The organism is Pseudomonas sp. NFPP07, from assembly GCF_900115645.1.
Lineage (GTDB): Bacteria > Pseudomonadota > Gammaproteobacteria > Pseudomonadales > Pseudomonadaceae > Aquipseudomonas > Aquipseudomonas chlororaphis.
Genome location: NZ_FOXG01000006.1, coordinates 297,781 through 320,414, shown reverse-complemented (window position 1 = coordinate 320,414; position 22,634 = coordinate 297,781). Strand labels below are relative to the sequence as shown.

General features: G+C 62.9%; 15 protein-coding genes. 3 read left to right on the top strand and 12 right to left on the bottom strand.

The annotated features are described in order from the left end of the window. Positions 1-18 precede the first annotated feature (18 nt). The 9 genes from gltB to BM019_RS17325 form a co-directional block, all read right to left on the bottom strand. Positions 19-4,464, bottom strand: a complete 4,446-nt coding sequence (gene gltB / locus BM019_RS17370; RefSeq protein WP_009041827.1) for a glutamate synthase large subunit — start codon at positions 4,462-4,464, stop codon at positions 19-21. A 350-nt stretch (positions 4,465-4,814) separates the two neighbouring features. Next, positions 4,815-6,404 carry an SPOR domain-containing protein gene (locus tag BM019_RS17360; protein WP_092419025.1) on the bottom strand — a complete coding sequence of 530 codons (1,590 nt, stop codon included), beginning with the start codon at positions 6,402-6,404 and terminating at the stop codon, positions 4,815-4,817. A 10-nt stretch (positions 6,405-6,414) separates the two neighbouring features. Continuing rightward, positions 6,415-7,515, bottom strand: coding sequence for a 3-dehydroquinate synthase (aroB, locus tag BM019_RS17355; protein WP_092419023.1), 1,101 nt, complete (start codon positions 7,513-7,515; stop codon positions 6,415-6,417). Between the two features lie 148 nt (positions 7,516-7,663). Beyond that, a complete protein-coding gene (gene aroK, locus BM019_RS17350; protein WP_009041824.1) occupies positions 7,664-8,182 on the bottom strand; it encodes a shikimate kinase AroK in 519 nt (172 codons plus the stop codon). 4 nt (positions 8,183-8,186) lie between these two features. Beyond that, complete coding sequence (locus BM019_RS17345; protein WP_092419021.1) at positions 8,187-10,259, bottom strand: type IV pilus secretin PilQ; 2,073 nt, start codon at positions 10,257-10,259, stop codon at positions 8,187-8,189. A gap of 13 nt (positions 10,260-10,272) precedes the next feature. Beyond that, complete coding sequence (locus tag BM019_RS17340) at positions 10,273-10,800, bottom strand: pilus assembly protein PilP (RefSeq protein WP_092419018.1); 528 nt, start codon at positions 10,798-10,800, stop codon at positions 10,273-10,275. Next, entirely contained in the window at positions 10,797-11,414 is a 618-nt protein-coding gene (pilO, locus tag BM019_RS17335; protein ID WP_092419016.1) for a type IV pilus inner membrane component PilO, read from the bottom strand. The genes BM019_RS17340 and pilO overlap by 4 nt, the downstream gene beginning before the upstream one ends. Beyond that, positions 11,411-11,977 (bottom strand): PilN domain-containing protein, encoded by a 567-nt coding sequence (locus BM019_RS17330; RefSeq protein ID WP_009041820.1) that lies wholly within the window; start codon positions 11,975-11,977, stop codon positions 11,411-11,413. Before BM019_RS17330 ends, pilO begins: the two co-directional genes overlap by 4 nt. After that, positions 11,977-13,029, bottom strand: coding sequence for a pilus assembly protein PilM (locus BM019_RS17325; protein ID WP_092419014.1), 1,053 nt, complete (start codon positions 13,027-13,029; stop codon positions 11,977-11,979). Before BM019_RS17325 ends, BM019_RS17330 begins: the two co-directional genes overlap by 1 nt. A 216-nt stretch (positions 13,030-13,245) precedes the next feature. Here BM019_RS17325 and BM019_RS17320 point away from each other — a divergent pair, with 216 nt between their 5' ends. Beyond that, entirely contained in the window at positions 13,246-15,681 is a 2,436-nt protein-coding gene (locus tag BM019_RS17320) for a penicillin-binding protein 1A (RefSeq protein WP_175510678.1), read from the top strand. Between the two features lie 141 nt (positions 15,682-15,822). Here BM019_RS17320 and BM019_RS17315 read toward each other — a convergent pair whose 3' ends face one another. The 3 genes from BM019_RS17315 to rpmE form a co-directional block, all read right to left on the bottom strand. Continuing rightward, entirely contained in the window at positions 15,823-17,091 is a 1,269-nt protein-coding gene (locus tag BM019_RS17315) for a malic enzyme-like NAD(P)-binding protein (RefSeq protein ID WP_009046595.1), read from the bottom strand. Between the two features lie 184 nt (positions 17,092-17,275). After that, a complete protein-coding gene (locus BM019_RS17310) occupies positions 17,276-18,058 on the bottom strand; it encodes a thermonuclease family protein (protein WP_092419010.1) in 783 nt (260 codons plus the stop codon). 41 nt (positions 18,059-18,099) lie between these two features. Then, complete coding sequence (gene rpmE, locus BM019_RS17305; RefSeq protein ID WP_007925855.1) at positions 18,100-18,318, bottom strand: 50S ribosomal protein L31; 219 nt, start codon at positions 18,316-18,318, stop codon at positions 18,100-18,102. A 169-nt stretch (positions 18,319-18,487) separates the two neighbouring features. On the opposite strand from rpmE, the gene BM019_RS17300 reads away from it, so the two are divergent. Together BM019_RS17300 and argS are read left to right on the top strand one after the other, a co-directional pair. Continuing rightward, positions 18,488-20,707, top strand: coding sequence for a primosomal protein N' (locus BM019_RS17300; protein WP_092419008.1), 2,220 nt, complete (start codon positions 18,488-18,490; stop codon positions 20,705-20,707). Between the two features lie 189 nt (positions 20,708-20,896). Next, positions 20,897-22,633 carry an arginine--tRNA ligase gene (argS, locus tag BM019_RS17295; protein ID WP_092419006.1) on the top strand — a complete coding sequence of 579 codons (1,737 nt, stop codon included), beginning with the start codon at positions 20,897-20,899 and terminating at the stop codon, positions 22,631-22,633. Position 22,634: the final 1 nt, after the last annotated feature.

Below are 22,634 nucleotides of genomic sequence, written 5' to 3'. Positions count from 1 at the left end.
AAACTCTTCAGGCGCATATCACTGCGGGTTGGCACGGGTGCTGGAAAGCAACGATTTCAAGCTGGCAGCCTTCGGCTTGACCAACCAGAAGCGACGCAGGTAGTCATCGAGGTTCTCGGCCAGGTTACGGCCCCACTCGCTACCGGTTTCCTCGACGTATTCGTCCAGCACGCGCTGCAGGTGGCTGCGATAGGCTTCCATCGCTTCGCCGCTGATCCGCTGGATTTCCACCAGCTCGTGGTTGACCCGGTCAACGAAGGTGTTGTCCTGGTCGAGCACGTAGGCGAAACCGCCGGTCATGCCTGAGCCGAAGTTGTAACCGGTCTTGCCCAGCACGCAGACAAAACCACCGGTCATGTATTCGCAGCAGTGATCGCCAGTGCCTTCCACCACGGTGTGGGCACCGGAGTTGCGCACGGCGAAACGCTCGCCCGCGGTGCCGGCGGCGAACAGCTTGCCGCCGGTAGCGCCGTACAGGCAGGTGTTGCCGATAATCGCGCTGTCCTGAGTCTTGTAGGCGCTGCCTTTGGGCGGAACGATCACCAGCTTGCCGCCGGTCATGCCCTTGCCGACGTAGTCGTTGGCGTCGCCTTCGAGGTACAGGTTCAGGCCGCCGGCGTTCCACACCCCGAAGCTCTGACCGGCAGTGCCCTTGAAGCGGAAGGTGATCGGCGCCTTGGCCATGCCCTGGTTGCCGTGGACCTTGGCAATTTCGCCGGAGATCCGCGCACCGATGGAACGGTCGCAGTTGCAGATGTCGAGCGCGAACTCGGCACCGCTGAGGTCGTTGATCGCAGGCTTGGCCATGGCGACCATTTTCTCGGCCAGCAGGCCCTGGTCGAACGGCGGGTTGCGATCGACCTGGCAGAACTGCGGCTTGTCCGCCGGGATATGGTCGCTGCCCAGCAGCGGGGTCAGGTCCAGGTGATGCTGCTTGGCGGTCTGGCCTTCGAGGATTTCCAGCAGATCGGTACGACCGATCAGCTCTTCCAGCGAACGCACGCCCAGCTTGGCCAGCCACTCACGGGTTTCCTCGGCGACATAGGTGAAGAAGTTCACCACCATCTCCACGGTGCCGATGTAGTGGTCCTTGCGCAGCTTCTCGTTTTGCGTGGCGACGCCGGTGGCGCAGTTGTTCAGGTGGCAGATACGCAGGTATTTGCAACCCAGGGCGATCATCGGCGCGGTGCCGAAGCCGAAGCTTTCGGCGCCGAGGATCGCCGCCTTGATCACGTCGAGGCCGGTTTTCAGGCCGCCGTCGGTCTGCACCCGGACCTTGCCGCGCAGGTCGTTGCCGCGCAGGGTCTGGTGGGTTTCCGCCAGGCCCAGTTCCCACGGCGCACCGGCGTACTTGATCGAGGTCAGCGGCGAGGCGCCGGTGCCACCGTCGTAGCCGGAGATGGTGATCAGGTCGGCGTAGGCCTTGGCCACACCAGCGGCAATGGTGCCGACGCCGGCTTCCGCCACCAGTTTCACCGAAACCAGCGCCTGCGGGTTGACCTGCTTCAAGTCGAAGATCAACTGCGACAAGTCTTCGATGGAATAGATGTCGTGATGCGGCGGTGGCGAAATCAGGGTCACGCCAGGTACCGCGTAACGCAGCTTGGCGATCAGGCCGTTGACCTTGCCGCCCGGCAGCTGGCCGCCTTCGCCGGGCTTGGCGCCCTGGGCCACCTTGATCTGCAGCACTTCGGCATTGACCAGGTATTCCGGGGTCACGCCGAAACGGCCGGTGGCCACCTGCTTGATCTTCGAGCTCTTGATGGTGCCATAGCGCGCCGGGTCTTCGCCGCCCTCACCGGAGTTGGAACGCGCACCCAGGCGGTTCATGGCTTCGGCCAGGGCTTCGTGGGCCTCCGGCGACAGCGCGCCCAGGGAGATGCCGGCGGAGTCGAAACGCTTGAGGATCGATTCCAGCGGCTCGACTTCGCTGATGTCCATCGGCGTGTCCAGGGTCTTCACCTTGAACAGGTCGCGGATCATCGACACCGGGCGGTTGTCCACCAGCGCGGTGTATTCCTTGAACTTGGCGTAGTCGCCCTGCTGCACGGCGGCTTGCAGGGTGTTGACCACGTCCGGGTTGTAGGCGTGGTATTCGCCACCATGGACGAACTTCAGCAGGCCGCCTTGCTGGATCGGCTTGCGCGGGCTCCAGGCTTCGGCAGCCAGGGCTTTCTGCTCGGCTTCGATGTCGACGAAACGCGCGCCCTTGATGCGGCTCGGCACGCCACGGAAGCTCAGCTCGCAGACTTCCTCGGACAGGCCGATGGCCTCGAATAGCTGCGCACCGCGGTAGGACGCGATGGTCGAGATACCCATCTTCGACAGGATCTTCAGCAGGCCCTTGGTGATGCCCTTGCGGTAGTTCTTGAACACCTCGTAGAGGTCGCCCAGCACTTCACCGGTACGGATCAGGTCGCCCAGCACTTCGTAGGCCAGGAACGGATAGACCGCCGAGGCGCCGAAACCGATCAGCACCGCGAAATGGTGCGGATCGCGCGCGGTGGCGGTTTCCACCAGGATGTTGGAGTCGCAGCGCAGGCCCTTCTCGGTCAGGCGGTGGTGCACCGCGCCGGTGGCCAGGGACGCGTGGATCGGCAACTTGCCCGGGGCGATATGGCGGTCGCTGAGGACGATCTGGGTACGACCGGCGCGCACGGCTTCTTCGGCCTGGTCGGCAACGTTGCGGATCGCCGCTTCCAGGCCGAGGCTTTCCTCGTAGTTCAGGTCGATGACCTGACGCTCGAAGCCCGGACGGTCGAGGTTCATCAGCGAGCGCCACTTGGCCGGCGAGATCACCGGCGAGCTGAGGATCACGCGGGAAGCGTGCTCAGGCGATTCCTGGAAGATGTTGCGCTCGGCACCGAGGCAGATCTCCAGCGACATGACGATGGCTTCGCGCAGCGGGTCGATCGGCGGGTTGGTGACCTGGGCGAACTGCTGGCGGAAGTAGTCGTAAGGCGTGCGCACACGCTGGGACAGCACGGCCATCGGCGTGTCGTCGCCCATGGAGCCGACCGCCTCATAGCCTTGCTCGCCCAAGGGACGCAGCACCTGATCACGCTCCTCGAAGGTGACCTGGTACATCTTCATGTACTGCTTGAGCTGGTCGACGTCGTAGAACGCCGAACCGTGGTCGTTGTCTTCCATGGTCGCCTGGATGCGCAGGGCATTCTTGCGCAGCCATTGCTTGTACGGATGACGGGACTTCAGGCGGTTGTCGATAGCGTCGGTGTCGAGGATCTGCCCGGTTTCGGTGTCCACGGCGAAGATCTGGCCCGGGCCGACTCGGCCCTTGGCGATCACGTCTTCGGGCTGGTAGTTCCAGACGCCGATTTCCGAAGCCAGGGTGATGAAACCGTTCTTGGTGGTGACCCAGCGCGCCGGGCGCAGGCCGTTACGGTCGAGCAGGCAGACGGCGTAGCGGCCGTCGGTCATGACCACGCCCGCGGGGCCGTCCCACGGTTCCATGTGCATGGAGTTGTATTCATAGAACGCACGCAGGTCGGCGTCCATGGTCTCGACGTTCTGCCACGCAGGCGGAATGATCATCCGCACGCCACGGAACAGGTCGATGCCGCCGGTGACCATCAGCTCCAGCATGTTGTCCATGCTCGAGGAGTCGGAACCCACGCGGTTGACCAGCGGGCCGAGTTCTTCCAGATCCATCAGGTCGTTGGTGAACTTGGTACGCCGGGCCTGGGCCCAGTTGCGGTTGCCGGTGATGGTGTTGATCTCGCCGTTGTGGGCGAGGAAGCGGAACGGCTGCGCCAGCGGCCATTTCGGCAGGGTGTTGGTGGAGAAGCGCTGGTGGAACACGCAGATCGCGGTTTGCAGGCGCGGGTCACCCAGGTCCGGATAGAAGGCGGCGAGGTCCGCCGGCATCATCAGGCCTTTATAAATGATGGTCTTGTGGGAAAAGCTGCAGATGTAGTGGTCGGTATCGGCGGCGTTGGCTACCGACGAACGACGACGGGCACTGAACAGCTTGACCGCCATGTCCTGGTCGCTCAGGCCTTCGCCGCCGATGTAGACCTGTTCGATCTGCGGCAGGCGCTCCAGGGCCAGACGGCCGAGAACGCTGGTATCGATCGGCACTTTGCGCCAGCCGATCAGTTGCAGGCCTTCGGCCAGGATCTCGCGGTTCATGTTCTCGCGAGCGGCTTCGGCCTTGGCCGGATCCTGGTTGAAGAAGACCATGCCCACGGCATATTGCTTGGGCAATTCGACACTGAAGGTTTCCTGGGCAATGGCTCGCAGGAACGCGTCAGGTTTCTGAATCAGCAGACCGCAACCGTCGCCGGTCTTGCCGTCCGCGTTGATCCCACCGCGGTGGGTCATGCAGGTCAGGGCCTCGATGGCCGTTTGCAAAAGGGTATGACTGGGTTCGCCCTGCATATGGGCTATCAGGCCGAAACCGCAGTTATCCTTGAATTCATCTGGTTGGTACAGACCTGCTTTCATAGACACTTTCTCACCAGGCTGCCTCTTATCGAGACAAATTTCTTTTCAATTCAACCAGTTACCATCCACGCCGAACGTACGCCGGCTTTGCGGGGGCAAAAGGGAGGTCATTGTACACACCGACACAGACGCTCACAAATTTGGCGACGAAATGTCGCAAATCTATGTCGCATTTATGAAAGGTTTAAAGCGATATGCTGTGCTAGTCAAAACTTTTTTAGTTCGGACCGCGACGACTCAAAAGCTACTGTGACGCAGACACCACAAGGCACGCGGCCTTGAAGGCAGCATGCGCATGCGGTTTTTTTTGAGGTGCTGGGAGAGGCGGCCTGGGTAAGGCCGCCGAATCTTCAGCGAGTTGCTGCCAGTTCCTGTTGGACGCTGGCGACAGTGCGAGGCCAAGGTTTACCAGCCTGAACCTTCGCTGGCAAGGCCTTGATAGCGGTAACGGCTGCATCACGGCTGCTGAAGCTGCCGTAAGTGATCACATACAGCGGCTTGCCGTTGAGGACTTTCTTGAAATAACGGTACTGAGCGCCCTGCTCCTTGACGAAGCTCTGCGCCGCGGCTTCGGAACTGGTGCCCAGGATCTGTACGACGTAGTTGCCTGGCGCCTGACCGGCGTACCAGCTACCGCCGGTGGCGGCCTTGGCTACGGTGACAGGTTTCTCGGCTGGCTTGGCGGCCGGTGCAGCCGGCTTGCTGACCGGAGCAGGCGCAGGCTTGACCACCGGAGCCGGCTTGGCGGCAGCGACCTGGGTCGGTGCCGGGGTCGGACGGGCTTCAGGCGTCGGCGCCGGACCGGCCGGCACGCCGGCTGGCGGTGCAATGGTAGTCACGGTCGGCGGCGTGGCGCTGGAGCCTTCCACCGGCACGCCATCGTCCCCCTCGGTGATCCCGCCGGCGGCTTCGGCCAGAGGGCCGCGCATCACCGGTTGCGACTGGCCGACCAATGGCAGCGGCATTGGCTGGGAAGAACCGGCGAACTCGACAGCCGGGCTGCCATTGCCGTTCGGTTGTGGCGTCTGGCCCAGCGGCAGCTGAGCCTGTTCGTTGGCTGGCGCACCAGCAGTACTTGGTGCCTTGCTGCGACCCGGCATCAGCCAGGCAGCGGCAACGGCCACCACTACGACTGCGGATATCGCCAATACGTGTTTCTTCGGCATGTTGAACCCCATACTTGGACGCTTGACCGCTGAGCGGCTGGCAATCATGGCTTCGATCATTGCATCCCGGGCGACCTGGTTGATGTTGCCAGGCCAGCCATCGGAGCCTTCGTGAATATCACTGATCTGATCCGCGGAGAAAAGTTCGATACCCCGTCCTGCGCCTTCGAGACGCTGCGCCAGGTATTCGCGGGTTTCTTCTTCGGTGTAAGGCTGCAGTTCGATGACATGGAAGCGCTCTTCTTCCGCGCTCAGCTGCTCCAGGCCGGCAATCAGCGACGACTCGCCGAACAGGAACACATGCGGACGACCTTCCGGTGCGCCGGCGGCGAGCGCCAGCAGTGCCTCGAGCGCCGACTCGTCGAGCTGCTCGGCGTCATCCACCAGCAGATAGACTTCCTGGCCGGTCAGGGCCAGTTGCACCACTTGCGCCAGGATCGGGCCGATTTCGGCCTGCTCGACGTTCAGCGCCTGGGCCACCTGCCGCAGCACGCCCGCCGCGTCGCCGGCACCACGGGCGGAAACCACCACGCTCTGTACCGACTGCTTGTTGGTGCTGGCTACCAGCGCCTGACGCAGCAGCGTCTTGCCGCTGCCCTGCGGGCCGGTCACGACCAGCAGCAGTTGGCTGTAGCGCGCCAGGTGATGCAGCTGCCCCAGCACCGGCTTGCGCTGGGCGGGGAAAAACTTGAAGCCAGGCACCCGTGGAGCGAAAGGGTCATGGCTCAATTGATAGTGGCCGAGGAAAGCCTCGTCGGCATGCAAACTAGTCATGGGGATCTTATTAACCTTTAAGCTGAGCCAGGGCGCGGTAATCCGCTCCCAGCGTGGCCTGTAAAACCTCTTTCGGATAATCGTCGGTCACTACGGCTTCGCCCATGCGGCGCAACAGCACCAGACGCAAACGACCATCGATCACTTTCTTGTCAATTGCCATGTGTTCGAGAAAATCCGCTTCGGTCATTTCCTCGGGCGGAATGACCGGCAAGCCTGCGCGCTGGAACAGGCGAATGCCGCGGTCACGCTCCTCGGCGGTGATCCAGCCAAGGCGTGCGGACATCTCCAGTGCCATTACGGTGCCAGCGGCGACCGCTTCACCATGCAGCCAGACACCATAGCCCATGTGGGTTTCGATGGCGTGGCCGAAGGTATGCCCCAGGTTCAGCGTGGCGCGCACGCCGGACTCACGCTCGTCGGCGCCCACCACAGCCGCCTTGGCCGCGCAGGAGCGTTCGATGGCATAGGTCAGCGCCTGCTGGTCCAGGGCTCGCAAGCGGTCGACGTTGTCTTCGAGCCAGGTAAGGAAGGGCTCGTCGCAGATCAGACCGTATTTGATGACTTCCGCCAGGCCGGCCGACAGCTCGCGAGGCGGCAGGGTATTGAGCGAGGTGGTATCGATCAGCACCACGTTCGGCTGATAGAAGGCGCCGACCATGTTCTTGCCCAGCGGATGGTTGATACCGGTCTTGCCCCCGACCGACGAGTCGACCTGGGACAGCAAGGTGGTAGGAATCTGGATGAAATCGACGCCACGCTGGTAGCAGGCGGCGGCAAAGCCGGCCATGTCGCCGATCACCCCGCCGCCGAGGGCGATGATCGTGGTGCGGCGGTCGTGGCGTGCGGTCAGCAGGCCATCGAAAATCAGTTGCAGGGTTTCCCAGTTCTTGAACGCTTCGCCGTCGGGAAGAACCACCGAGATCACCGAGAACTGGGCGAGGCTGCGTTTCAGACGCTCAAGGTACAGCGGCGCTACGGTTTCATTGGAAACGATCGCCACTTGTCGCCCGGCGATGTGCGGAGCCAGCAACTCGGGCCGGTCCAACAAACCTTCGCCAATATGAATCGGGTAGCTGCGCTCGCCTAGATCGACCTTAAGTGTCTGCATGTGTCCCCACAGTGAAGATGGAAGCTGGTGTCCTGCCTTGCATTAACGACTGGCATCGCCTGGCTTTATGACGCCGCGCAATAGCCATGCGCCACAACCGCGAGCGATCATGGCAAGGCGCCGAGGATAGCGCATTTCACGCTGCGCATTAACGGGGAGGCAGTTGCTGCAGGCGGTCCAGTATATCCAGCACCACCATGCGCGGTGGCCGTTCATCGGTTTCAACCACCAGGTCGGCGATTTCCCGATAAAGCGGATCGCGAATCGCCAACAGGTCCCGCAGGGTCTTCGCCGGATCGGCCGTGCGCAGCAGCGGTCGATTGCGATCCCGTGCAGTGCGACCGACCTGCTGCTCCACCGACGCATGCAGATAGACCACACGCCCCCCGGCATGCAGCGCCAGACGGTTGGCTTCGCGCATCACCGCGCCGCCGCCGGTCGCCAGGACCACGCCATCGGCGGAGCACAGCTCGGCGATCATGGCCTGTTCCCGATCACGAAAGCCCGGCTCACCTTCTTTATCGAAGATCCACGGGATATTGGCACCCGTGCGCAACTCAATTTCCTTATCGGAATCTTTGAATGGCAGGCGCAGCTCTTTGGCCAGCAAGCGACCAATGGTGCTTTTTCCAGCCCCCATTGGCCCAACAAGAATCAAATTTCGCACAGAATCAACGACTCACAGCAATCGCCTGGTTGTTCATGATACGCGGAGTGAGAAATACCAGCAGCTCGGATTTTTTCTCCGACACCACGTCACGCCGGAAAAGGCGGCCAAGATACGGCACATCGCCGAGAAATGGCACCTTATCTACAACCTTGCTTTGCGTATTAGAGAAAACTCCACCGATGACGATGGTCTCTCCATCGTTGATCAGGACCTTGGCGTTGACCTCGTTCTTCTTGATCGGCGGCACGTCCTGGACTTTGTTCAGGTAGTCCGGCTCGTCCTTGGTGACCTTGACCTCCATGATGATGCGGTTATCCGGGGTGATCTGTGGCGTCACCTCCAGGGACAGCGAAGCCTCCTTGAACGACACCGAGGTCGCCCCGCTGGAGGCGGCTTCCTGATAGGGGATTTCCGTGCCCTTGAGGATCTTCGCCGTCTCCTTGTCGGACGTGACGACCTTGGGCTGGGAGACGATTTCCCCGTTACCGGTCTTTTCCATGGCTGTCAGCTCAAGGTCCAGCAACACATTGTCGGTGATGAAGGCGATACCCAGGCCGGAGGTATTGGCGGTAGTGCCCAAGTCGACGAACGGTGAGTTGCTGCTGGTGCTGCCCGGCGTGCCTATGGTGGAGGAACCGTTGGTGCCGTTGCTGACCCCCGAGGCATTCCAGTTGCCCTGATTCTGGATCGAACCGCCCCAGCGCACGCCCAGGCTTTTGTCGTAGTCGACGTTGGCCTCGACGATCCGCGCCTCGATCATCACCTGGCGCACCGGGATATCCAGCTGGCTGACGATCCGCCGCAGCTCGTCCAGGCGCTCCCGGGTCTGGTAGGCGATGATGTTGTTGGTCCGCTCATCGACAGTGATCGACCCGCGTTCGTCGGACTTGTCCTCGGCGCGGGTGACCGACTGGAACAACTTGGCGATCTCCGCGGCCTTGGCGTAGTTGACCTGCAGCAGTTCGCGCCGCAATGGTTCCAGGTCGGCGATCTGCTTCTGCGACTCCAGTTCCTGGCGTTCGCGGGCAGCGATTTCATCGGCCGGCGCCACCAGCAACACGTTGCCCACCTTGCGCTTGTCCAGCCCCTTGGTCTTGAGCACCAGATCGAGGGCCTGGTCCCACGGCACATTCTGCAGGCGCAAGGTAATGCCGCCCTGCACCGTATCGCTGGCCACCAGGTTGAGGTTGGTGAAGTCGGCGATCAGTTGCAGCACCGAGCGGACCTCGATGTCCTGGAAATTCAGCGAGAGCTTTTCGCCGTTGTAGGCCGAGCGCTCGGCGTTGCGTTTCTGCAGGTCGCCAGAGGTCATCGGCCTGACGCTCACCGTGAGTTTGTTGTCCGTCTGGTAGGTCGAGTAATCGAAAGTGCCACCGGGCTCGATGGTGACGATGGCCTTGCCGGACTCCGCCCGGGCGTTGACGAACTGCACGGGGGTGGCGAAATCCTTGACGTCCAGCCTGACCCGCAGGGGCTCGGGCAGGCGGGCCTTGGCGAAGGTGAGGACGAGCTTGCCGTCGCGCTCCTGTATGTCCGGGCTCATTCCCGAGTCTGAGAGGTCGATCAGTACATTACCCTCGCCCTGCTCGCCGCGCTGGAAATCCACGCTGCGAATCGACCGCCCCACGGAAGCCACGGCCTTGGCCCGCCCCGACGCGACAGCCGGCTGCCCCGGCGCACTCAGCGCCGCCGTCGCCCCTTGGCCAATCACCACAAACAGCTGATTGCCAGCGACCCGAGTGCTGTAGGGCGCCAGCGCGACCAGATTGACGACAACCCGGGTACGCTGCCCCGATTCGACCACCGTCACACTGCGCGCATTGCCATTGCCCAGGTCACGGCTCTTGTCTGCCAGCTGGCTGACGACACCGGGCAGATCGAGGGCGATCCGCGCCGGCTGGTCGGTGGTATAGCCGCGCGGCTCGGGCACCGGTCCATCGAAGGTCAGCTTCAACTCCAGGCGATCCCCCGGCAGTGCCGCGACATCCAGGGCCTTGAGGCTGGCCGCCATGGCCATCGGTGAAAGCAACGCCATCCATAGCGCAATACCGAAGGCTGAAAAGATCCTGTTCATGATGCGAGTTCCACTATGAGTGTTCTTTTAATGGAATGGTCCGTGGTCGCTCCAGCCACGCTCCCGCTCCATCGGGAACAATCTCGACCACGTCGACCTGTGAATCGCTGATCGCGACAATCCGCCCGTCGTTACGCCCCAGGTAATCGCCGACCTTCAGCCGATGCACGCCACCAGCACCACGCAACAGCGCAAAGAAGCCGGACGCATTGGAAAGGGTGCCCACCATCTCGAACTGTTCGATGCTGAAACCCTCGAGATACTGCTTGCTACGGTTCGGATCCGGCTTGACCGCGGGCGAGCCTGCCCGACGTGCCGCCAGGTCCACCCGAACCGCAGGCTGAAACGGGCTGCGCAAGGGTGCGGCGTTATAGGTGAACGTTGGGTAAGACCCGAATGCCGGCATTGGTTCAATCTCGCCGGGCGACTGCAAGCGCGCCTCGTTCATGTAGGCATCCAGATCATTGAAGTCGTCATCGTTGCCACAGCCAGCCAGCCCGACAAATGCCAGCACAAGCAACAAGCCGTGAACGCGCTTCATGAGCGTGGCCCCTTGTAGCGGTAAGTCCTGGCCAGAATGTTCATGCGCAGCTTCGAACCGACCTGTGGCGTGACCGGTTTGATCTCGAAATCATGCAGGGTGACGATTCGCGGCAAACCGGCCACGCCGCTGACGAAAGTCGCCAGTGCGTGATAGCCGCCGGTAACCCTGATCTGGATTGGCAATTCGACGTAAAACGGCTGGACCACCTCCGGCAACAGCTTGATCTCTTCGAACTCCAGCCCGCTGCCAAGCCCGGTGCGGCTGATGTCTTCAAGCAGGCCCGGCACCTCGGTATCGCTGGGCAACTGGCGCAGCATGAGGTCAAAGGCGGTTTCCATGGCCTTCATCTGTTCGGTATAAGGCCCGAGGTTGGCCACCAGGCGCGCCTTGCTGGCGAACTGCTGTTTCAGCACGGCCTCGTCCGCCCGGCGCTGGTCGAGTTGCAGCAACAGGTCCTTGAGGTACAGGTTGTAGCCGAGGGCCAGTACCAGCAGCATGAGCAGCGCCACGACCACGCCTTTGACCAGCGTCGGCCACGCCCCCATGTTGCTCATTTCCAGCTCGCCGAGATCGATCCGGCGCATCTGCGCCCACCCGCCGGACAGGCTCATTGCCCTTCCTCGCCCAGGGCGGGCCGGGTCTGATGAACGGTCAGTTGAAACACATTGACCTGATCGGCGTTGTCCGCCCCGGCGGCCTTGACCTCTGTCAGGCTCGGCGCATCGAACCAGTCCGAGGCGTCCAGGTTGCGCATCAGGTCCGAAACACGATGGTTCGATTCGGCCGCCCCGGTGATGGAAAGAGTCTGCCCGCTCATCCTGACATCGGTGAAATACACCCCGTCCGGCAGGGTGCGGACCAATTGGTCGAACACCCGCGCACTGGTGGAGCGATTGCCTTGCAGGTCCTGGATGATCTTCATCCGTTCCACCAGTTGCTCGCGATGCAGCTTCAGCTCACCGATCTTGGCGATCCGTTGATCGAGCAAGGTGATTTGAGCGCCGACGTGATTGTTGCGCGCCAGTTGCCTGTCGATCGCCCGGTCGATGATCCTGTCGCCCGCGAACAACACACCCAGGGCCACCGCCGCAGCCGCCGCCAGGGCCAGGAAAAAGTGGCGACGCCGCTGTTCGCGCCGCGCCTCGCGCCAGGGAAGAAGATTGATCCGCGCCATCAGTCGAAACTCCGCAAGGCCAGCCCGCAGGCGATCATCAAGGATGGGGCCTCGCTGGCCAGGGCCGCGGCGTCGACCCTGGCGCCGATGCTCATGCCAACGAAGGGGTTGGCGATCAGCGCAGGCAAGCCCAGGCGCTGCTCGATCAACGGGACAAGCCCCGGAACCGAGGCGCTGCCACCCGCCAACAGGATGGAATCGACCCGGTGTTGCGGGGCGGAGGCCTGGAAAAACTGCAACGAGCGCGAAACCTGTTGCACAACCGCCTCCTGAAAGGGTTGCAGCACCTCACTGGCGTAATCGTCCGGCAGGCCGCCCTGCTTTTTTGCCTGGCCGGCCTCTTCTTTCGACAGCCCGTAGCGGCGCTGGATGTGTTCGGTCAGTTGGTGTCCGCCGAACAACTGCTCACGGGAATAGACGATCTGCCCTTCATGCACGACGCTCAGGGTGGTCAGGGTGGCGCCGATATCGACCAGCGCCACAGTCCGGGCAGGCGGCGAGCCGGCCGCCAGGGCGAACGAGCGCTCCAGCGCGCAGACTTCCAGGTCCACCACCCGCGCAGTCAGGCCCGCAAGTTCGAGCGCCGTCTCGCGAACTTCGATGTGCTCCTTGCGGCAGGCCGCCAACAGCACATCGACGCGTTCGGGATTGCGGGCCGAATAGCCGAGGACGTCGAAATCGATGGCGGCCTCGTCCAGCGGGTAGGGAATGTACTGGTCGGCGTCGACCTTGAGCTGGCTTTCCCGATCGTCGTCGGACAGCCCGGCCTCCATCTCGATGACCTTGCTGATCACCGCCGAGCCGGCCATCGCCAGTGCCGCGTGCTTCGCACCCGGCCGGGCCCTGGCCAGCAGGCGAGACAGGGCATGCCCGACCCCTTCAGGCTCGACGATGTTTTTTTCGACCACGGCGTTGGCCGGCAACGGCTCCACGCCATAGGCCTCGACCCGAAAGCGGCCACCGACACGGCTCAATTCAAGAAGCTTGACCGAGGTGGAGCTGATATCGATCCCCAGAAGGGAACTCGCCTTTTTACTGAAGAGTCCTAGCACTACCAATTCCCTATGACTATCCGTGACTTACGGACTCTGGAATGTCCATTGCGTTCAATCACCACGTCTTGACAGACGGGCAAATGACGCCCTTGGCGGAAAAATGCTTATAATGCCCAGCGATTTTTCCGCGATTTATCTGCTGCGTGAGCCGATTCCTGACTGTGAATACCTGACGCCCAATTCATTCCTTTCTCTGGAAATCCAAAAGCCTTGATTCGTCTGCTGAAGTTTTTCGGGTGGTCCATCGTCGCTGTGTTCTGCGGGCTGCTCCTCGCTCTCTCCGGCGCGTTTCTCTATCTTAGTCCTGGGTTACCGTCGGTAGAGGCGCTCAGAAGTATCCAGTTGCAGATTCCCCTGCGGGTGTACAGCAGCGACGGCAAGTTGATTGCAGAATTCGGCGAAATGCGCCGCACTCCAATCCGTTTCGCCGACATTCCCCCCAACTTCATTAATGCGTTACTAAGTGCTGAAGACGACAATTTCGCCAACCACTACGGCGTCGACCCCAGCAGCCTGATGCGTGCCGCAACTCAGCTGGTCAAGAGCGGGCACATCCAGTCCGGCGGCAGCACCATCACCATGCAGGTGGCGAAGAACTTCTTCCTGAGCAGCGAACGCAGCTTCTCGCGCAAGACCACCGAGATCCTCCTGGCCCTGCAAATCGAGCGCCAACTGACCAAGGACGAGATCCTCGAGCTGTACGTCAACAAGATCTACCTGGGTAACCGCGCCTACGGCATCGAGGCCGCGGCCCAGGTGTATTACGGCAAGTCGATTCGCGATGTCAGCCTGGCGCAGATGGCGATGATCGCCGGCCTGCCGAAAGCCCCGTCGCGCTTCAACCCGCTGGCCAACCCGGCGCGCAGTAAAGAGCGTCGCGACTGGATCCTCGGGCGCATGTACAAGCTCGGCAAGATCAGCGAGGCGGACTACACCGCGGCGATCAACGAGCCGCTGAACGCCAGCTATCACGTGCCGACGCCGGAAGTGAACGCACCGTACATCGCCGAAATGGCTCGCGCCGAGATGGTCGGTCGTTACGGCAGCGACGCCTATACCGAAGGTTTCCGCGTCACCACCACGGTGCCGAGCGATCTGCAAGAACTGGCCAACACCGCCGTCCATGAAGGCCTGATCACCTACGACCAGCGCCATGGCTATCGCGGCCCCGAGTCGCGCCTGCCCGGCAAGACCCACGCCGCCTGGGCCCAGGAACTGACCAAGCAACGCAGCATCAGCGGCCTGGAACCGGCGATCGTCACCCAGGTCGACAAGAACGGCCTGCAGGTACTGACCCGCACCGGCGAAGAGCACGTAGGTTGGGACAGCATGAAATGGGCGCGCCCGTTCCTGAACACCAACAGCATGGGCGCCGCTCCCAAGCAGCCGAGCGATGTCGCCCAGGTCGGCGACCTGATTCGCGTGCAGCGCCAGGCAGACAACTCGCTCAAGTTCCGCCAGATCCCGGTCGTTCAGGGCGCGCTGGTGTCCCTCGATCCGCAAAACGGCGCCATTCGCTCGCTGGTGGGCGGCTTCGCCTTCGAGCAGAGCAACTACAACCGGGCGCTGCAGGCCAAGCGCCAACCCGGTTCCAGCTTCAAGCCGTTCGTCTATAGCGCCGCGCTGGACAATGGCTACACCGCCGCCAGCCTGGTGAACGATGCGCCGATCGTGTTCGTCGACGAGTACCTGGACAAGGTCTGGCGTCCGAAAAACGACACCAATACCTTCCTCGGCCCGATCCGCATGCGCGAGGCGCTGTACAAGTCGCGCAACCTGGTTTCGATCCGCCTCCTGCAAAGCCTGGGCGTGGACCGCACCATCGACTACATCAGCAAGTTCGGCTTCAACAAACAGGACCTGCCGCGCAACCTGTCGCTGGCCCTGGGCACCGCGACCCTGACCCCGATGGAGATCGCCACCGGCTGGAGCGTGTTCGCCAACGGCGGCTACAAGGTCACGCCGTACATCATCGACAAGATCGAAAGCCGCAACGGCGAAACCCTGTTCACCGCCAACCCGCCGAGCGTACCGGCTGGCGACACGGCCAGCAGCGGGATCGCGGCACCGACAGAGCAAAGCTTCACGGTGAACAACGTTCCTGGCGAAACCCCGAGCCAGGCCCCTGTACAGGCACCTGCGGTGGCCGAACGCATCATCGATGGCCGCACCACCTACATCCTCAACAGCATGCTGGAAGACGTGATCAAACTCGGCACCGGGCGACGCGCCCTGGCCCTGGGCCGCACCGACCTGGCCGGCAAGACCGGGACCACCAACGAATCCAAGGACGCCTGGTTCTCCGGCTACAACGCCGACTACGTGACCACGGTCTGGACCGGTTTCGACCAGCCGGAAAGCCTGGGACGCCGCGAGTACGGCGGCACCGTGGCCCTGCCGATCTGGATGAACTACATGGGCGCCGCCCTCAAGGACAAGCCGGCCCATACCCAGGCCGAACCGGAAGGCATTCTCAGCCTGCGGGTCGATCCGGTCAGCGGCCGCGCCGCGACACCGGGCACGCCGAACGCCTACTTCGAGCTGTTCAAGAGCGAAGACACCCCGCCTTCGGTCAACGAACTGGGCAATGGCTACGCTCCTGGCAGCCCGCTGCCGGCGGACGAGTCGGCGCCGATCGATCTGTTCTGACCGCCCTCGCGGGCAGGCCTCTCCACTGGAACGAGGCCTACCCGCGGCAAAGCCGCCACGGATCTCCCCCGATCCAAAACGACACCCACAAAAAAGCCCCGACTCTCGCGAGCCGGGGCTTTTTTTCAACACGTCTTCGGCTTAGCCGTTGAACACGTCATCCACGCTTTTGAGCGGGTAGTTCTTCGGATACGGCAGGGTCGCCACGCCGGTCTCGATCGCGGCCTTGGCCACGGCATCGGAGATCACGGTGATCAGACGGGCATCCATTGGCTTCGGAATGATGTACTCACGACCGAATTCCAGCTTGATGCCGCCGTAGGCGTCGCACACTTCCTGAGGCACCGGCAGCTTGGCCAGTTCGCGCAGGGCGTTGGCCGCGGCCACTTTCATTTCTTCGTTGATGCGCTTGGCGCGAACGTCCAGGGCACCACGGAAGATGAACGGGAAGCCCAGCACGTTGTTGACCTGGTTCGGATAGTCCGAACGGCCGGTGGCCATGATCACGTCGCTACGGGTGGCGTGCGCCAGTTCCGGGGCGATTTCCGGATCAGGGTTCGAGCAGGCGAACACGATCGGGTTGGCAGCCATGGAGCTCAGGCCTTCGGCGCTCAGCAGGTTCGGGCCGGACAGGCCAACGAACACGTCGGCACCTTTGAGGGCGTCAGCCAGGGTGCGCTTGTCGGTCGTGTGGGCGAAGACCGCCTTGTACTGGTTCAGGTCGTCGCGCTCGGAGTGGATCACGCCGGTACGGTCGACCATGAAGATGTTTTCGATCTGGGCGCCCATGCTCACCAGCAGCTTCATGCAGGAGATGGCGGCGGCACCGGCGCCCAGGCAGACGATCTTCGCGTCCGGCAGGGTTTTGCCAGCGATTTCCAGGGCGTTGATCATGCCGGCTGCGGTCACGATAGCGGTGCCGTGCTGGTCATCGTGGAATACCGGAATGTCGCACTGCTCGATCAGGGCGCGCTCGATCTCGAAGCACTCTGGCGCCTTGATGTCTTCCAGGTTGATGCCACCGAAGGTGATGGAGATGCGCTTGACGGTGTCGATGAAGGCTTGCGGGCTTTCGGAGTCGACTTCGATGTCGAATACGTCGATGCCGGCGAAGCGCTTGAACAGCACGCCCTTGCCTTCCATCACCGGCTTGGAGGCCAGCGGGCCGAGGTTACCCAGGCCGAGAATCGCGGTGCCATCGGAAATGACTGCAACCAGGTTGCCCTTGCCGGTGTATTTGTAGGCCAGCTCAGGATCGCGGGCGATTTCGCGTACTGGTTCGGCTACGCCGGGGCTGTAGGCCAGCGACAGGTCGCGGGCGGTAGCGGTGGCCTTGGTGAGCTCGACACTCAGTTTCCCTGGACGGGGATTGGCGTGATATTCGAGAGCGGCAGTTTTCAAATCAGACATGTGGGCATTCCGCTTTTTACTGTTGGACAGACGGACCGCCGAGGATACGCGTGTCGCAAAGTCCCTACAAGACTGACCAGTCACCCCTGTCAAGGCCCGCAGGCTACGACTTTGGGCCAAGAGCCACGGAACACAAGGGATAGACTGTTCACAATCGAAATAAAAAATGTCTACAATTTTTTATTTATTGAACCAGCTGGAACATTCCGGGATGGGTCAACGGCAACATCCAGCGCGCCTGACCCGATTTCAAGCCACCCTTGCGTGAACGATCGAGCACCCAGCCGCGCGCCTCGATCTGCCGCCCCGGCAGGCGATCCAGCTGCACGCCAGCGAATTGGCCAAGCAGATTGGGTGCAATGCGCAATACAACCGAATCCTGCAATTCGATCCAGACACCGCCCCGATTGCGTTGCACCTTGCTCACCCGACCACTGAGCAGCGCAAATCCGGAGGCCTTTATCTGATCCGCTTTCAGTACAGACGATTGCCGCCACAGCCCCAGCCGGGCCTGCCGGGCGCTACGCTCGGCGGCTTGCTGGCAGCTGAACAAATCGACGTTCGGCGCAACCGCCACCTGGTAGCCCAGGCCTTCGGCAAGCAATTGCGCCTCAAGGTTGGCGCCATCGGCACCATAGACATGGGCCAGGGTCCGCCCATAGTGATCCCTGCTTTCCCGACCGGGAAGCAGGCCGACCCGACCGTTGCTGGCCTTCACCAACGCCTGCAGGCGCTGGCGGGCGGCAACCGCGAAGGGCTCGTCGGTGCGGCCTTTCTTACCCAGTTCCGGCGCATTGAGGCCGATCATGCGCACGCTGCGGCCATCGACGAGACGCAAGGTGTCTCCATCGACCACCCGCTGGACCTGCACAGAGGCCAGCCCGACCGGCGCCGGGCAGAACGCCTGGGCGCTGGAGAGCCAAATCGCGGACACAAAAAAGGCGCCCGCAAGGGACGCCTTTTTCATCAGCGAGGAGAAGCTGAAACAGCTTTCCAGACTGATCAGCCTTAGGCCTTTTTCGCGCCGAAAGCGCCGAAACGGTCGGCGAACTTCTGAACGCGGCCGCCGGTATCCAGAGTCTTCTGCTTACCGGTGTAGAACGGGTGGCATTCGTTGCAAACGTCGATCGCCAGCGGCTTAGCGAAGGTCGAACGAGTTTCGAACTTGTTGCCGCAGCTGCAGGTTACGGCAACTGCTGGGTATTCTGGATGGATATCGGCTTTCATGGTGTCTTCCTCAGGCTAGCGTGCCGCCACCCAACACTATTGTTGAATACCGCACGTAATTAGGCCGCGGATTCTACCAGACCTTTGCGATCACGCAAGCTGTCCCTTGCACCGACCGTCTGCTAGGCTCCGGGCCTTCTTCACCGCCCGTTCAATGAGATTTCCCCGCGTGCCCGACGCCATTTTGCGCCTCGCCCTGCCCTCCCCCCTGCGCCGCCTGTTCGATTACCGGGCCCCTGCCGGCGTACTGCGCACCCAGCTGCATCCGGGCATGCGCCTGCGAGTGCCGTTCGGTCGCCGGGAAATGATCGGCATCCTGGTCGAGGTCACGGACAGCAGCGAAGTCCCGGCCGAGAAACTCAAACCGGCACTGGCCCTGCTGGACGCCACCCCGCCGCTGCCGCCCGCGCTGTTCAAGCTGTGCCTGTGGACCGCGCAGTACTACCAGCACAGCCTCGGCGACACCCTGAGCTGGGCGCTGCCGGTCCTGCTGCGCCAGGGCGAGCCGGCCGAGGCCCGGCAGGAACGCTTCTGGTCGGTCAGCCCCGGCGCCAGTCTCGACGACCCACGCATCGCCCGCGCCCCACGCCAGCGCGAAGCCCTGGCGACCCTGGCCCAGCACCCTCACGGCGTCGCCCACCAATTGCTGAGCAAGCTGATGCTGAGCAAAGACAGCCTGGACCTGTTGCTGGCCAAGGAGCTAGTGCAGGTGGAAGTCCGTCGGCACGCCCCGGGCGAACGCCATGAACATTGGCTGGCCCAGCCGGAACTGCCGCTCAACAGCGAACAGCGCGCCGCCTATGAGGCCATCCGCTCCGGCTTCGACAGCTATCACGCCTTCCTGCTGGCCGGGGTCACCGGCAGCGGCAAGACCGAAGTCTATCTGCAGCTGATCCACGAAACCCTGGAAGCCGGCAAGCAGGCGCTGGTGCTGATCCCGGAAATCAACCTCGGCCCGCAGACCCTGGCGCGCTTCGAACAACGTTTCAACGCCCGCATCGCCCTGCTGCACTCGGCGGTCAACGACCGCGAGCGCCTGGATGCCTGGCTGGCGGCCCGCGACGGCGAGGCCGACATTATTATCGGCACCCGCTCGGCACTGTTCACGCCGATGAAGAACCCCGGGCTGATCATCATCGATGAAGAACACGACGGCTCCTATAAACAGCAGGAAGGCCTGCGCTACCACGCCCGCGACCTGGCCCTGGTCCGCGCCCGCCAGGAAAACATTCCTATCGTGCTGGGCTCCGCCACCCCGTCGATGGAAAGCCTGCACAACGCCTACACCGGCCGTTATGGCCTGCTGCGGCTGAACGAGCGGGCCGGCGGCGCCAAGCAGCCGCGCTTCCTGCGCCTGGATGTGAAGAGCCGGCCGCTGGACAGTGGCATTTCCGGCCCCATGCAACAAGCCATCGGCCAGACCCTGGCGGCAGGCCAGCAGGTGCTGGTGTTCCTCAATCGCCGTGGTTTCGCGCCGACCCTGCTGTGCCACGACTGCGGCTGGATGTCCGAGTGCGAACGCTGCGACGCGCGGATGACCGTGCACCAGCGCTACGGCGAGCTGCGCTGCCACCACTGTGGTCACTCCGAGCGCGTGCCGCGACATTGCCCGAAATGCGGCAAGGTCGACCTGCGCCCGGTCGGCGCCGGCACCGAGCGCGCCGAGGAGCGGCTGGCAATCCTGTTCCCGGACTACCCGGTGCTGCGGGTCGATCGTGATAGCACCTCGCGCAAGGACGCAATGAACCAGTTGTTCGCCACTATCCAGAAGGGCCAGCCCTGCATCCTCGTGGGCACCCAGATGCTCGCCAAGGGGCACCACTTCCCGCGGGTGACCCTGGTCTCGATCCTCGATGCCGACGGCGGCCTGTTCTCCGGCGACTTCCGCGCCAGCGAACGCATGGCGCAGCTGATCGTCCAGGTCGCCGGACGGGCCGGGCGGGCCGAAGAGCCGGGCAAGGTGATCATTCAGACCCACCTGGCCGACCATCCGCTGCTGGTGCAGCTGACCGAGCAGGGTTACTTCGCCTTTGCCGAACAGGCCTTGAGCGAACGCCGCGCCGCCGGCCTGCCGCCGTTCGCCCATCTGGCGCTGCTGCGCGCCGAGGCGCACAAGCCGGGACAGGCCGAAGGCTTCCTCGACGAAGCCTGCAGCGAGGCCGAGCGCTTGCTAGCCGAGATGAACCTGGGCGGTATCGAATTGCTGGGGCCGGTACCGGCGCCCATGGAGCGCCGCGCCGGGCGTTATCGCGCGCAACTGCTGTTACAGGCCAATGCGCGGGCGCCGCTGCACAAGCTGTTGAGTCACTGGCTGCTGGTGCTGGAACAGATGCCCAGCGGGCGCCAGGTACGCTGGTCGCTGGATGTTGACCCTGTGGACCTGTATTGATAGAAGAACGGCCATCTCAGGCAAGCACACCTCTGTAAGCGAGGCTTGCCCGCGATGTGGCCCGAATAGCCACCGCATATCCACAAGCGGCCCGCTATAGTTGGCAAGCCCGTCTTCGCAACGGATAATGCCCAGTTTTTCCACCTGCGCATCGAAGCGCCGCCGCGCCAGCGGTTGAAAGAGAAGACCATGAAAGACACCATTCGCCAGCTCATCCAGCAAGCCATCACCCAACTCGTCACCGAAGGTGTGTTGCCAGAAGGCCTGACGCCGGCGATCCAGGTAGAAAACTCCCGCGACAAGACCCACGGCGACTTCGCCAGCAACATCGCCATGATGCTGGCCAAGCCGGCCGGCATGAAACCACGCGACCTGGCGGAAAAAATCATCGCCGCCCTGCCCGCCGACGAACAGGTCAGCAAGGCCGAGATCGCTGGCCCCGGATTCATCAACTTCTTCCAGAACACCCAGGCCCTGGCCACCCGCCTGGATGCCGCCCTCGCCGACGCCCACCTCGGCGTGCGCAAGGCCGGCGCGTTGCAGCGCACCGTGGTCGACCTGTCGGCACCGAACCTGGCCAAAGAGATGCACGTCGGCCACCTGCGCTCGACCATCATTGGCGACGGCGTGGCGCGGGTCCTGGAGTTTCTCGGCGATACCGTGATCCGCCAGAACCATGTGGGCGACTGGGGTACCCAGTTCGGCATGCTGATGGCCTACCTGCAGGAAAACCCGATCAACAGCGACGAGCTGTCGGACCTGGAAAACTTCTACCGCGCCGCCAAGCAGCGCTTCGACGAATCCGAAGAGTTCGCCGACCGTGCCCGCGGCCTGGTGGTCAAGCTGCAGGCCGGTGACGCGGACTGCCTGGAGCTGTGGACCAAGTTCAAGGACATCTCCCTGTCCCACTGCCAGAAGATCTACGAACTGCTGAACGTCAAACTGACCATGGCCGACGTGATGGGCGAAAGCGCCTACAACGACGACCTGATCAACGTGGTCAACGACCTCAAGGCCAAGGGCATGCTGGTCGAGAGCAACGGCGCCCAGTGCGTGTTCCTCGACGAGTTCAAGAACGCCGAAGGCGAGCCGCTGCCGGTGATCATCGTCAAGGCCGACGGCGGCTACCTGTACGCCACCACCGACCTGGCGGCCGTGCGCTACCGTAGCGGCAAGCTCAAGGCCGACCGCGCGCTGTACTTCGTCGACCAGCGCCAGGCCCTGCACTTCCAGCAAGTGTTCGCGGTGGCCCGCAAGGCCGGCTTCGTGACCCACCCGATGGACATGGAGCACATGGGCTTCGGCACCATGAACGGCGCCGACGGCCGTCCGTTCAAGACCCGCGACGGCGGCACCGTGAAGCTGATCGACCTGCTGACCGAAGCCGAAGAGCGCGCCTACAGCCTGGTCAAGGAAAAGAACCCGGAGCTGGCCGAGGCCGATCTGCGCAACATCGCCAAGGTGGTGGGCATCGACTCGGTGAAATACGCCGACCTGTCCAAGCACCGCACCAGCGACTACAGCTTCAACTTCGACCTGATGCTGAACTTCGAAGGCAACACCGCGCCTTACCTGCTGTACGCCTACACCCGCGCCGCCGGTGTGTTCCGCAAGCTGGGCAAGGACTTCAGCGAAGTGCAGGGCCAGATCACCCTCGAAGCCGCCCAGGAACTGGAGCTGGCGGCCAAGCTGGCGCAGTTCGGCGAAGTGCTGAACAACGTGGCCGACAAGGGTACGCCGCACATCCTGTGCACTTACCTGTACGACGTGGCCGGGCTGTTCTCCAGCTTCTACGAGAACTGCCCGATCCTCAGTGCCGAATCGCCGACGCAGATGCAGAGTCGCTTGCGCCTCACCGAGCTGACCCGTCGTACCCTCAAGCAAGGTCTGGAATTGCTGGGCCTGAAAGTTCTGGAGCAAATGTAAG